Origin of the sequence: Flavobacterium aquicola (assembly GCF_003385115.1) — a bacterium.
Lineage (GTDB): Bacteria > Bacteroidota > Bacteroidia > Flavobacteriales > Flavobacteriaceae > Flavobacterium > Flavobacterium aquicola.
The window spans coordinates 100,469-115,337 of the sequence record NZ_QUNI01000012.1 but is presented as its reverse complement, the minus strand read 5'-3'; the positions used below and the strand labels follow the sequence as shown (position 1 = coordinate 115,337).

Sequence of the window (14,869 nt, the reverse complement as noted above, 5' to 3'; positions counted from 1 at the left end):
AATGTTAGATATTTACCAATTTGGATTTTGGGTTAAACTGCTATTTAAATCTCTTTCAGATTGAGGCACAGGCCACAAATAATGTTTACTCTTATCAAACACTCTTTTATCTACACGGATATAACCATTATCTACTGATGGAGCTTCATTTGTTTTTATACCATGCAACCAGCCGTTTAGAACATCCTCAGCAGTTTTCCAGCGTCTCAAATCCATTAGTCTTAAACCTTCCATTGCTAATTCTGAACGGCGCTCACGGCGAATAATTTCGTCCATTTCTGTTCCTGAAACTCCTGGATAGTTTAATGCGTTTACATTTGTGAATCCAGCTCTTAAACGTAATTTTTTGATTGTCTGGTCCCATTCGTTTTGACCAAAAGCATTCAGTTTAGATTTAGCTTCAGCGTACATTAGCAATACATCAGCATAACGGATAAGAATAAGATTTGAACCTGAATTAGTCATGTTTCTAGCCGTTTTATCATAAAACTTAGAAACATAGTAACCGGTTGGAGTACAATTTGACGAAGCATTTATAGCATCATCTCCTGTTCCCAGATTAGTATTTATTGTAGTAAAGCTTCCATTTGGGTTTTCAAGTTTTGACCCATGTCGGATTATGGTTGCATCCAAACGGGGATCTCTGTTAGCGTATGGAGCTAATTCGTTATAACTTGGATCTGCTATTGTATTACCATTTAAAAGCAAATAACTGTCTACTAATTCCTGGCTTGGTGAAATTGCTGCATAACCTCCCAATGAAGGCGGGATTAAAAAATACTGATTTCCTTGTTCTCTGTTAACTGCCATGAATTCGACATTTAGCAGCACTTCTATGTTGTCTTTATTCTCAGGTTTGAATAAATCGGCATATGTCCCGCCAAACAAATCTAAATTACCAGCTTCCTTTTTGTTTATGATTGCATCGCAAATATCTGCAACTTCCTGCCAGCGGTTTTCACAAAGCAAAACTCTTGCTTTTAAAGCCATTGCGGCACCTTTTGTAAAACGTCCTTTATCAGTATCCTGATATGAATTTGGAAGTATTTTTGCAAAATCTAATTCATCTAAAATAAACTGCAATACTTGAGCTTTTGGAGTTCTGGGAATAGTTCTTGCTTCTTCAATGCTTATTTCGCGGGTTACCAAAGGCACATCTCCAAAATTGTTCATCAAAATAAAATAGTGAAAGGCACGAATTGCTTTTGCTTCGGCAATATATCTGTTTTTTAAATCGGCATTTATATCAGGAACTTTGCCAATGTTGTCCAATAAAATATTGCATCGTTTTATACCTGCATATCTTGCATTCCATACATCACTCATCAGTGAGGCAGATATTGTGTAACTTCCATTGGCCACATCACGAACTAAAGAACCATTGTTACTTTTTGTATAAGAGTTATCAGAAAGTGATTCGGTAAAAATAAACTGCTCTGCACCATAGAGATCAGGATAACAGCTGTTCAATGCATGTAGTGCATCTTCAGGTTTATCCCAAAAAGAAAGATCTGACTCTTTGTCAACTAATGGAGTATCCAGACTATCACATCCCCAGAAGATTGTCATTATAAATACTACTAATATATATTTTGTTTTCATGTCTAAATTATTTTTAGAAGTTAACATTAAGGCCTATAGCTAAAACTCTCGTCACTGGATAAACACGCCCGCTTGTAGCAGCGCCAGAATTTATTTCGGGATCATATCCTGCTTTTAGTTTAGTTAACGTAAATAGATTTTGTCCTGTTATATAGGTTCTGAATTTAGTAATCCCTATTTGTTGCGTAAATCTTGAAGGTATAGTATAACCCAATTGTACGTTTTTCAAACGCAGATAAGAAGCATCTTCTATCCAAAAATCAGATTTTGCGGCATTATTAGCCGATTCTGATCCGATTGTTAAACGAGGATATGACGCATCAGGATTTGCAGGCGTCCATCTGTCAATATGATAATCCATTACCGGACCTTCGTTATTATTATGGAATGCTTCAACTGCCTCTCCGCGTATCCACATGCTTCGTTTACCAACACCTTGAATGAAAATGCTCAAATCAAGACCATTCCAATTCGCAGCATATGTTAATCCATAATTATATCTAGGAAATGGATTTCCTAAAATAAATCTATCTTCTGCTTCATTAATCACGCCATCACCATTTCTGTCAACATAACGAATATCTCCAGGTTTTGCTCCGGCAGCATTGAAGGTCTGCTTAGGTCCGTTTGCCACTTCTTGAGCATTTTGAAAATAACCGTCGCTTTTCAAAGCATAATAGGAATTAATAGGCTGTCCTTTTTTTAACATGGTAACCACATCATAACCAGAAATCAAGGATCTGCCTCCGTCATCTGTTACTTCATTTACATTATCAGATAAATTTGCCGTCAATGAGTGATTAACTTTCCCTGTTTTAAACGAGTAATTAACCGAAAACTCCCAGCCTTTGTTGTTTATGGCTCCCATATTTTGAGTAGGAGACCCGCTTCCATAAATACCTGGAACAGGAAGACTGTTTACCAGAATATTTTTGGTGTCTTTACTGTATAGATCAAGTGTAAATGATAGTTTATTATTAAAAAAACCAGCATCAATACCAAAATCAATCATCTCACTGGTTTCCCAGCTAATATCTTGGTTTGCTTCACTAAAATAAGCTCCATTTGCTACATTATCATTGAAAGAATATGCCTGCGTGGCAATATTTACAGTGCGCAGATATTTATATAACCCAATGTCCTGATTTCCTACCTGTCCCCATGAAGCACGTAACTTCAGATTGCTGACATAATCTTTTAAAGGCTCCATAAATTCTTCCTTCGAAATACGCCATCCCCCTGAAAATGATGGGAAAGTACCCCAGCGATTCTCTGAAGCAAAACGCGAAGAACCGTCCATTCTAACATTTCCTTCTAAAAGATATTTTTCTTTATAAGCATAATTTACCCTTCCAAAAAAAGAATGAATTCCCCATTCTTCACCACTGCCGTAAGTATTGGCTTCATCTGTGATTTCTCCATTTCCTAAAACACCAAACTCGTTGCCCGGTATTCCAATTTTTCTTGCTTGAAACCATCTTCTTTCACTACTTTCATCTGAAAGTCCAAGTAATCCGGAGAAACTATGATTTTCTCCTATTTTTTTATTGTAATTTAAAGTAAGAGTAGAATTGAGCAGTACTGTTCTATCGTATGCATCCTTTACTGAACTTTCATTATCTCCCCCTCCTTTATACGGAGCATAATCGATTGATTTTCTAAATTCATGACTATTGTTATCTGATAAATTAGCACCAAAGAAACCTTTAAGTTTTAAGTCTTTAATAATACTCCATTCAGCACTAATGCTTCCCATTAGACCATCACTTTTAAAAGTTCTCATACCACCTTCACTTAATCTGGCCAATGCATTTGAATTACTTCCGCTTGGAAGCGTATAATTTCCATTTTCATCTTTTACAGGATAAATAACAGGTATCCTGGTTGCTTGTTCTATAAGCCATTCAGTCCAGTAAGCATGTTCATTTGTTGTAGTGCCATTATAGGCACCAGATGCAGTTACTGTAAATTTATCTGACAATTTTGAATTGATGCTTAATCTAGCATTGTTTCTTTTTAATCCATATTCGTCATTACCCTCAAATAAGCTTCTTTGATCTAAATGACCAACGGAAATATGATACGTAGTTGTTTCAGATCCGCCTTCAACAGAAAGATTATGACTGGATTGCGGTGCATTTTCTCTGTAAAGTTCATCCAGCCAGATGGTTCCCTTGCCCATTTTTCTAAATTCATTTATTTGATCAGGAGCATATTTTGCAGGCAGTCCAGAATTAATCAATGCTTCATTTCTAAGTTCGGCATATTCCCAAGCTTGAGCATATTTTGGCATATTTGTTGGCGCTTGGAATCCAAACATGTAGTCGTATGCCACTCTGGTTTTACCTTTTTTTCCCATTTTGGTAGTAATCAAAATAACGCCATTGGCAGCTCTCGATCCATAGACTGCGGTAGATGAAGCATCTTTAAGTACTGATACATTTTCAATATCATTTGGGTTGATATCATTAATGCTTCCTACTAATCCGTCAATTAATATCAAAGGATATGTTCCAGATTGGAATGTGCCAATCCCTCGAATATTTATATTTGTTCCTTGGCCAGGCTCATTTGACCCTTGCTGAATTACTAGTCCTGGCGTTGTGCCTTGTAATGCTTGTGCAGCATTGGTTACGGGTTTGTTTTCAAAAACTTCTTTACTTACCGTGCTAATCGACGAAGTAAGATTTGCTTTTTTCTGAACACCGTAACCAACCACCACTACTTCTTTTAAATTATTCTGTTCTTCTTTTAGCAAAAAGTTTAGTGTCTGTGCTCCGTTTACTGCTTTTTCGTTATTCTCATAACCAATGTATGAAACAACTAACACAGCATTTGCCGGTGCTTTTATAGTATAAGTTCCATTAAGATCTGTAATTGTTCCTTCGGTAGTACCCTTGATACTTACTGTTGCTCCAATTATGTTTTCGGTAGTTTTACTGTCTCTAACTTTGCCCGAAATTGTATTTTGAGCATGTAACACAGCAAAATTAGCCACCAAAAAAAATGATAGTATGAGTCTTGATTTTAAGGATATTCCTATCCAAAACTTACTGCTGATTGGTTTTTTATTTTTCATAGATTTAATATTGTTTTTTCATTTCATTTTTAGTTTAATAGAATAATCTTGATTTTGGTTTATTTCATTCCGCTTGATTTTGATTTATTCTAAAGACTTACAGAGTTTCTATACTGAATATTCAGAATTTAAAAATCAAACTGCTTTTAACTATAAAAAAAACTCAATGTATTTTCTCATTCCGGCTTAGTCATACAAAAGATCTTTGAAATAGCTTTTTTTAGTGAACCAATAAAAACTATGAGTTTATCGGCTCTTGGTCATTCTGTTTATTTTTACATAGTCATCGCGGCACCTACAATTGGGGCTCCATCCCACAATTCACATGTTGTTGTTTTAAGATTCTTTACCCCTTTCTTCACTAACTTATTATTCAGATTTTCCAAAAAGAAAGGAAATGCTTTAGCAATACTTCCTCCAATTACAAAAGTGTCTGGTTTAAATTGGTCAATCCAAGGAAAAATCATTTCTGTCAGATTTTCGGCAAATTCTTCAAAAACTGCTAATGCTTTTGAATCGTTTTTCTTAGCCAATTCAGCAGTTTCTCTGGCTCCTGAAACGTCAAGATCATATCTTTCTTTGCAGGTATTTACAAACCATCTTGTTGAAAAATAATCATCCGCAATACTTTCCTTAAAAGGGACATTATATAAATATCCTTCTGGAGGCACTCCATTTCCCGCAATCGATTGAGTAATTCCATTAATAAGAAAAGTACTTCCGAATCCCGTACCCAATGTCACGACAATTGTTCTCTTACTGTTTTGAGCAGCACCTGCATAATATTCGCCTAACGCATAACAGCTTGCATCATTTGTAAAACATACGGAGATATCTTCCTTGCCAATTACTTCTTTGAATACCTGCTTAAGATTAATGTCATATAGAGCTTCAAATTTTTGGACTCCTCTAATTTTTGAAATTCCATTTTCATAATCAAAAGGGCCCGGCATAGCAATACCAACACCTGAAAAAGAATCAGGGCTTGCTACTGAAAATAATTGTCCAAATAATAAGCGCAGCGATTGCATAAATTCCTGAATATTACCATTCGAATCTATCTTGCGTTCAGCAAAACTTCCTTCAACTATTTTGCCTGTCGATTTATGGACATAGGCACAAGAAATATGTGAACCTCCAACATCAACCCCTATGTTATATGAATCTTTCATTTTATTTTTTTGTATTATTATAGATTTACTTGTTACCCTGCCACAAAAAGTCAAGAATTAAAATTTTGACTTTGCATTATGCCTTATGCCTTACGTATGCTTTTATCGTAGCACATTCTTTCCCTTTACTCGCACCAAATGGCCTAATAGAATATTCTCCAACAGCAGCTGGTACAATAAATGTTTCTGCATAATGAACCACAAATGGCTTGAAGATATTGGCTGGACTTTCAACAATTGCTTCTTCACCTTCTACTAGATTTAATACATTCACACTGTCTCCTGTTTGATGTAAAACCTTTTTTGTAAACCAGTGGCGTCGTGTTTCTATAAATTGGGTTTTATGTAAACCTGTTCTTTCTTCACGCCATCCGTCTCCTTCACCAACTTGTTTTACCTGATCAACTAAATTCTCAATGCAATATTCTGTATCTGTACTCCAGTTAATGACTTGTTCTCCATGAGCTATATTGATTGCTCTGGGTTTACCATTCAGCCCCATTCGGCCCCAGTCATAAAGCTTGAAAGTGAAAATATATGGAGTTGCACTAATTTCTAGTACCATTCCATTTGTTCCGGAACAGTGAATTGTTCCATTCGGAATCAGGAAATGATCATGTTTTTTCGCAGGAAATACATTAACGTATTTTTCTGCATCAAAGGAACTTCCAGTTTCCTGAGATTTTTTTAATCCCGACAGCATCTCTTCACTGTTGCATCCTGTTTTTAATCCTAAGAATACGGTTGCATCAGGTTTTGCATCCAGCATATAGTAACTTTCATCCTGTGTGTAATTCATCCCGAATTTTTCGCGTATATATTGTGTAGTAGGATGGACTTGTAAACTTAGATTTCCTCCATCCATTGTATCAAGAAAATCAAATCGTATAGGAAACTCTTTTCCGAATCTTGACTCTACCGGAGCACCTAACAATTCGGTACTTTTATAAAAGACTAAATTGATACTCGGAATTTCAATAATTTCGCCATCCAGCTCTAACAGCAGACTGTTTTCTTCGGGTACACCGTCAAAAGACCAGGCGTAATTTGATTTTGATTTATCCAATCCAATGACTTCCTTCATCCATTGTCCTCCCCAAGGTCCAGGATCAAAATAGGGAACAACACGGAAAGGACTTTTTGAAACTGCGGTTAATCCGTCCAGAAGCGTTTGAGCCGCTACCATTTTTGGTTCATTCTTTTTATTAGTATCCAGCCAATAATCTGCCTTTTCAAATAATTGTTGTTTCAATCTGTCACAAACCCGCCAGTCGACAAAAAAACTTCTTTTGTATTGAATACCTGGCTCTTCGACTGTATTTTTCAAACCGATATTATTAATTTCATGACTGCGCTGGCGAAGCTGAATTTCCCAACGAGCCATATCGGCATAAACCAAGCAGTCATAATCTTCAGCAATTAAAGATGCCGCATGACCGTAAACAACTACAAGCCCTGCAGCGTTTTTAATTTTTGCACGAAGTTTTTCTACTTTTTCAGAATTTAAGAAATCGATATAGTTAAGCCTTGTAATAAAACCAAAAATAGCATCATCAGTAACATCTGGATAAGTCAGTTCACTTATCTTTTCTTCTGAATAAAATGCTTCCTCAGAATTAATAAAAACACTAGCATTAAGACGGCTAAAACTGCTTATCAATTCATCGTGATTAACTCCCTGATAACATTCAACTACTAAAATCCGGCGATTAGCATTGGAATTATTAATTTTTAAATTCAATTCTTCAATAATAGAATCCCAACCAGTAAAAGCTTTGCCTGCAATTGAAAAAAAAGGTGTTTTGTTATAAGTACTCATAATATAAAATGATGATTAATTCTAAAATTTTATCACATCAAACTTAAAAGCTCTCGAATACCTATATCTTTTTGGCTAATAAAAACAATAAGCGATTCATGTGATCGGTACAAATATATTGTTGATTGAAGTGAAAAAAATATAACTTTGTTGTGATTTACTTGTACTATCTTACGAAATAAAACTACTTATATTATGCTGCAGCAAAAAGAAGGATTTAAAGGACAAAGATTAGTTGTTATCAGTCCGGAAGTTATTGACAACAATGAACACAACCCATTAACAATGAGCCTATACGCTACAAAAATAGGCTTGTTTCCTGCGGTGAAATATCACTTTATAAAGAAAGACACCGGTGTTGATTATTATATTTTAATTTACTGTACTTCGGGCGAAGGATGGTATAAAGTAGGAGGAAATACTTACGCTATTAAAGAAAATCATTATTTGATTTTACCGCCAAACACACCGTATAGCTATGGTGCTGACAGAGCAAATCCATGGACAATATACTGGATACATTTCAAAGGAAAACTGGCGTCTTCCTTTTTAAGTTTACCGATTATCCCTTATCAAATCTTACCTGAAGTCGATTCCAGGTTACAGGACCGTATAGATATGTTTGAAGAAATATATGAAAACCTAGAACTGAGTTTTCATAGTAATCATTATAATTATGCTTCGCTTTGTCTTTTTCATTTCCTAGCATCCTTTAAATATGACAGCCAGTTCCGTCAGATTCGTAATCGTGATGGAATTGAAAATCAGTTTAGTCAAAAAGTCATTTATTATATGCGTGAAAATGTAGAGCACAATCTGACTTTAGATCAATTTGCAAAACATTTTAACTACTCTCCTTCACACTTTTCTGCATTGTTTCAAGAGGAAACTAAACAATCACCCATTAAATATTTTATAAATTTAAAAATAGAAAAGGCTTGTCAATATCTCGAATTATCAAACTTAAAAATCAGCGATATCTATCCAAAACTTGGATTTAAAGACGCCGCTTATTTTAGCAGGATTTTTGGAAAAGTCATGGGCATATCTCCTTCAAAATATAAAGAACAGGAACGAAATGTTTAATCATATACCTCATCAAATCTATTGTCTGTTTGCTGGTTTTAAAACAATATAAAATAAAGAAACCGACCAAATGTGGTAAACACACTTGATCGGTTTGCTTTAGCCTAGCTCCGTAAACGATTTAATATTAAAATCTTACTTATTGACGGACGGCTAATTCATTTACTTTAAAAAGATGGAAAAAGACTGGTTTTAGCAATTTTATCAGATGAAAACTCGACTGAAAGTCCGTCTCCATAGTTTTCTTGAAAATATTCTACACGAATTGGCAGCTGCCCTTTCTTTACTGTTATTTCTGCACTTTTTTCGTTAAAACCGTGTAATCCATCATTATCAATTATCAGTTCGTTATTGATGTAGAGTTTACTTCCATCATCAGAACCTATATAGAAAGTATATTTTCCATCAGCAGGAATGTTTACAGAACCATTATACTCAACACCATAACTAGTAGCATCATGTTTAATTTTGCTCAAATCAAAATCAGGAACATAGCCTTTGTCAACTGGAGTAAGTTTATTAAAATCTGGTATTTTATTCCAAGTTCCTTTGTACAGACTATAACTTAATCCTTTGTTTTTATCATAAAATATTTTTGATACGGCAGAACTGCAAACTCCATTTCCTTCGGGACAAGCAATAGCGTTTACACGTACTGGAACTGCAGTTTCTACTGCTTTTGTGTAAAGCTGTGAATTGCGTGTTGGAACAGATCCATCTGTTGTGTAATAAATTTTATCAGTTCCTTTTGTAATAAATTCAACTTTAGCCTTTGTTCCTGATTCTAGTGCGCTTGCCGTGTTTTTAAATTCTGGTCTTTCGGCAATATTTCCATACTTTTTAAGTAATTCGTAATAAGGTCTGTACACTTTATTTGTTTCACTAGCAGATTGAATGACCAAAAGAGCATTGTTCCAGCGATCATCAAATTTATCAACCTCAGCTTTTATATCTTTAAGATTATAATCCAGATTCTGACCCAATTGCGAAAGTGAAATAATTCCTGAAGCGTTATACAATCCGTTATTCCAGTTATTTGTCACACGAAATGTTTCGAATTTTTTGATGTATTTAAGCTGTCCTTTTTTACCTGAAAGAAGCTGCTGATCATAATCAGGAAATTGGATTTGAACAGAAACAGCTTTATTCGTTGCAGATTCTGGTACATAAACAGTCGTTTCAAAATCGTTTCCAGAATAAATCCAGCTGCCAGCTTTGGCAACATCACTGAATGGAATATTCTGTCCGTTGACAGTTACACTTATTGGAGGGAAAGAGCAGGGAAAACGGAGCTCATAACCTCTTGAAGACAGCATTCCAGGGAATGAACCTTCTGCTGCTGCTATAGTAATATTCATTGCATTACCTGAACGCTCCGAAGTAACAGGTGTGTATGTAAAGGCACCTTTCTTGAAATTATTATTGTTACCCTCATCTTCATATAGTTTCAAAGCTCCTTTTTCACCAGGATAAAATGAAAGAATAAGCGGGTTAAGCGGTGATTCATCTGTTCTTTCAACTTTTGACTGCATAGGGATAATAGCTCCTTCTTTTACAAAAACAGGAATATCTCCTAAAGTGAAAGGCATTGTAACTTTTTTGTTTCCTTCCAGAATACTTCCTGTACTGCATTCATACCATTTACCCTCAGGAAGCCATGTTTCGTGCGAAAGAAATATACTTCCATTATCGATAGGTTTAGTAATAGGATGTGCTATCATATCACGGCCAAACATATATTGGTTAGGCATAGAATATGCATTTTCGTCTTTTGGATAATCATAATACATTGGATGCACAGTAGAAACACCAGTCTCATAAGTATTACGAGCTTCATTATATAGGTACGGCACTAAAGAATATCTCAATAAATAAGCATCCCGCATAATTTGGAAATTTTCAAGCGGATAAGCCCATATACGGCGCTCATGCTGTGGTTCTGAAGTAGCGTGGGTTCTAAATATTGGACTAAAAATGCCCCATTGAATCCATCTTGTATAAAGTTCAGGAGAACCGGCATCCCCTTGATGTCCTCCAATATCATGACTCCAGTATCCAAATCCAACATTGGCCGCAGTGGATGTAAAATAAGGCTGATAATCCAATGATTTCCAAGTTACATGCGTATCTCCAGAAAATCCGATTTGATACCTGTGATTTCCTAATCCTCCCCAACGGTGAAATATAAGCGGACGTACTTTGTCTTGGCGTTCCATGTCGCTATAGTGCACGTAGTTTAAATAGAAAGTAGGGTTAACTCCTGGAATATTAGTGTTTCCCCATTGCTGCCAGTCAAGCCACCAAAAATCTACACCAGCTTTTTCAATCGGATGCAGCACGAGATTCATATAATTGGTTGCAAATTTTTTATCTGTAATATCAAAAGGCACAAACTTTTTTGTAGCCGGATCAATACCCATAGCTTTGGCCATTTCGGGGTATACTTCCTCAAATGGCTGTATACCTGAAGCCGGATGCAGGTTTAAACAAGTTTTGAGATGCTGCTCATTTGTCCATTTTAAAAACTTTTCTGGAGAAGGAAAGAAATCCTTATTCCATGTAAACCCAGTCCATCCGGCATCTTCGCCCGCTTGATCTCTTTGCCTTTGTCCATTTTTGAAAAATTCAGGCAATGATTTTACGTGCCAGTCAATATCAATCACAAATACATCAAGAGGTACATCATGTGTCTTGAATTCGCCAACAAGTTCACGAAATTCAGTATCGGTATATTCTCTATAGCGCGACCACCATGCACCAAAGGAAAATCGCGGAGGCATAGCAATTTTACCTGCAATATCCGTGTAGTCTTTCAGAGCAATTTTATAATTGGAATCATAAGCAAAAAGATATAAATCCTGAGGTTTATCTCCTGGTCTTGCCATTACCCACGCCCATTCGGAATTGTCAAAAAGCGGGCGTTCACTGTCGTCTATCAAATACCATCCGTCACGTGAAATTATGCCTTGCTCCAGTTCCTTGGCAGCTCCATCAACTCCATCTAGAGTTCTGGTTGTTCCCAATAGATTTCTAGTATTCTGCATTCCCACTTTCCAAGTTGTATTTTTACCATTAACAATAAAATCCACACTCAAATTATTTTGGGTAAACTTACCTGAACCTATTTTATATTTTAGCTTTACAGCATCTGTAGTTATTTGGAGAACACCATTAGTCTCTTTTTTCGTAAAAGCCGGCACTGGAAGGTTTCTATTAACAAAAGTTAAAGAAGCATTGTCTGTAAACTTGGCATCTGCACTCCATTCCATACGTATTACCCGAGGCGAAAGCACCGTAAATCTTGCGTTTCCTGACACTACCGTCGCCGCTGGATTTGCTTCGGGTTTAAATTCCTGTGCCATTAACGCTGCCGAAGCAAAGCTAAAAATTGTAAGTAAAAATTGTTTTGTTTTCATATTCTCATTTAAAATTAATCTTCAATAAAAACTTAAAATTATTATCCAAATCAATAATTTATTTTAAGCATATATTTTTTATTCTGGGTTTATTTTTTAATAAATTTCTTTACATATTTATCGCCGTTCATTTGAACCTGCAGGATATAGACACCCTTAGTTAAATTACCGACATACAGATCATTGTAGAACTTTTTAGGATTACTTAACAGTCTACCTTGAATATCAAATATTTTTATATCAGCGTTTGATAGATTAATATCCGAAGTAATATGCAATACCTGATCTACAGGATTTGTTATTACAATCTGATGGTTTTGCTGCAAATCGTGAATACCCAAAGTGCTGTCATAAAACTGCGATTTGCCTATAACTTCTCTGCCCTGTAAAAAATTTGACCATTCTAATTTGCAGGAAGCTGCACTGCTGTTTTCAAAATATTCTAATTTAATATCATATTTTTCACCTGCTACAAGGAAAATTTTACCTCTGTTTTCGGCTGTATCATCAATCCATTTATCAATAATTAACTGGTTGTTGACCCAGAGTCTTCTTCCGTTGTTGCTAGTCACATAAAAAGTATACTCACCAGTATATTTTGGCTGTACTCGACCTGTCCAGCGTACTGTGAACTGATCTTGATCTACGCCTGCTCCCGGAGAAGTAAATCCCCAGTCAAAATTAATGGCAGCATCCACTCTGCTTAATGCAGGTGTATTAAAATTCATTCCGTTGAAATAATTTCCTGACAGACCATTTCCGGTGCCAATTACTGGATTCACATCTGGCATCAAATCCATTTTCCAGCGCTGGGCAGGATTATTATCAATGTCATTCCACTGCTGCACATTTGTCCCTGGCTCCGCAAGGTTATTGTTAACATCGAGACATTTAGTCGTTCCTTTATGTGTTAATTTAAAATAACCGTCAGGCATCAAATCCAATTTCCAGCGCTGGGCATCATTATCAGTATCATCCCACTGATGCACATTGGCACCATCATTACCGCTATTATTATCAACATCTAAAACCTGATTTGTTCCCTTGTGCTTTAACTGATAAAACCCATCACTTTCCAGTGTAACATACCAGCGCTGCGCATCAACATTACCGCTGTCAGTCCACTGATGTACATTGGCTCCCGGCGTAGTACTGTCTTTATCTACACTTAAGACCTGATTAGTTCCTTTATGCGTCAGCTTATATAAACCTCCGGAAACAACTGGAATTTCAACTAATTCCAATTTCCAGCGCTGTCCGTCGCTTCCGTTATCTGTGTATTGTTTCACATTGGCAAGGGGAGCATTACTATTTTGATCTACATCTAAACATTGATTGGTTCCTTTATGCGTTATCTTAAAATAACCATCTGTCATAGCTTCTAAATTCCAATGCTGACTGTCGGCACCACTATCAGTTCCCTGCTGTACATTTGCGTCAGGCTGATTACTGCCGTTTTCTGCCTCTAAACATTGATTGGTGTTTTTGTGTGTCAGTTTATGAAAACCATCAGATTCAAGAGTAATAACCCAGCGCTGTGAATCGCTGCCACTGTCATTATTCTGCTGAACATTGGCACCCGGCTGACTGCTATTGCCTGCTGCTTCCAGATACTGATTAGTCCCTTTGTGTGATAGCTTATAAATACCTCCCGAAACAATTGGAGAGACAGGCAGTGATGAACATGTATTATCGGGTATTCTTGGTTTTACCCCATAATTAGTCATATTTACGGGTTCGATTAAATCATTTGCATTAAAATACATATGATCAATGGCAATTTTTCGATCTCCGCTTGATCCGTTTTCATAACGATGATATACAATATAGTATTCGTCGCAGTCACCCATTTTTATAACAGAATGATGTCCAGGTCCTTTATCTTCTGAATTAGAACTAAGCACACTTCCTCTATATGTCCAAGGCCCCACTGGAGTTGTGGAAGTAGAATATTGCACATTATAACTGTCATTGCCCCAAAAGCCATTAGAATACATCATATAATAAATACCTTTCCGCTTTACCATAAATGGCCCTTCAGTATAATTTTGAGGCGTTATGTCTGTAGGTGCAGAAACTGAAACCATATCGGCTCCTAATTTACGCACCGATAATTTGCTTTGACCTGAGCCTCCATAATAAATATAGCTTTGACCATCGTCATCTGTAAACACCATGGCATCAATAATATCAGTCATCTTTGGGTCTGTTGCGATAAGCGGCGCAGCATTTGTATCTTTAAAAGGTCCAATGGGCGTATCACCCACTGCAACGCCTATTTTGGCTTCGGCCGTATAATAGAAATAGTATTTGTTATTGTGGAAAACAACTGCTGGTGCCCAGCCATTATTTTGTGCCCAGGGACTATCCGGATAAAGATCCATGATAACACCTTCGTCCTTCCAGTTGGTTAAATCAATTGAGGAGTAAGCATGAAACTGCGTGCCGTAAGTGGCAGTAGTATAGATATAATATTTATTTTCAAAATAATGAATTTCGGGGTCCGCACCCGAAAATAAAGGATTACCACTGGTTTGTGCCTGCACCGAAGCAGCTGAACTTATAAACATTAAAAATACCGTAAGACGAAATCTTGTTTGGTTAATTAGATTATAACTGCTTTTTATAATTCGCATCATAATTACTATTTTTAAAACTCTCTAAAAACTTACTGTTTCTTTTTAAACTGTAATAA

The 14,869-nt window shown here is 36.2% G+C and carries 7 protein-coding genes; 1 reads left to right on the top strand and 6 read right to left on the bottom strand.

The window, feature by feature from the left end; translation table 11 throughout:
* Positions 1 to 12 precede the first annotated feature (12 nt).
* The 4 genes from C8P67_RS17570 to C8P67_RS17555 form a co-directional block, all read right to left on the bottom strand.
* A complete protein-coding gene (locus C8P67_RS17570; RefSeq protein WP_211319931.1) occupies positions 13 to 1,602 on the bottom strand; it encodes a RagB/SusD family nutrient uptake outer membrane protein in 1,590 nt (529 codons plus the stop codon).
* Positions 1,603 to 1,615: 13 nt separating this feature from the next.
* A complete protein-coding gene (locus tag C8P67_RS17565) occupies positions 1,616 to 4,681 on the bottom strand; it encodes a SusC/RagA family TonB-linked outer membrane protein (protein ID WP_115814492.1) in 3,066 nt (1,021 codons plus the stop codon).
* 275 nt (positions 4,682 to 4,956) lie between these two features.
* A complete protein-coding gene (locus C8P67_RS17560; protein WP_115814491.1) occupies positions 4,957 to 5,853 on the bottom strand; it encodes an ROK family protein in 897 nt (298 codons plus the stop codon).
* Between the two features lie 76 nt (positions 5,854 to 5,929).
* Positions 5,930 to 7,672 (bottom strand): class I mannose-6-phosphate isomerase, encoded by a 1,743-nt coding sequence (locus C8P67_RS17555; RefSeq protein WP_115814490.1) that lies wholly within the window; start codon positions 7,670 to 7,672, stop codon positions 5,930 to 5,932.
* A gap of 195 nt (positions 7,673 to 7,867) precedes the next feature.
* On the opposite strand from C8P67_RS17555, the gene C8P67_RS17550 reads away from it, so the two are divergent.
* Positions 7,868 to 8,758, top strand: a complete 891-nt coding sequence (locus C8P67_RS17550; RefSeq protein ID WP_115814489.1) for an AraC family transcriptional regulator — start codon at positions 7,868 to 7,870, stop codon at positions 8,756 to 8,758.
* A 167-nt stretch (positions 8,759 to 8,925) separates the two neighbouring features.
* Here C8P67_RS17550 and C8P67_RS17545 read toward each other — a convergent pair whose 3' ends face one another.
* The gene (locus C8P67_RS17545) at positions 8,926 to 12,174 is read right to left on the bottom strand and encodes a TIM-barrel domain-containing protein (protein WP_115814488.1); all 3,249 of its coding nucleotides are present in this window, start codon (positions 12,172 to 12,174) and stop codon (positions 8,926 to 8,928) included.
* 89 nt (positions 12,175 to 12,263) lie between these two features.
* Positions 12,264 to 14,813 carry an RICIN domain-containing protein gene (locus C8P67_RS17540; protein WP_115814487.1) on the bottom strand — a complete coding sequence of 850 codons (2,550 nt, stop codon included), beginning with the start codon at positions 14,811 to 14,813 and terminating at the stop codon, positions 12,264 to 12,266.
* Positions 14,814 to 14,869 lie beyond the last annotated feature (56 nt).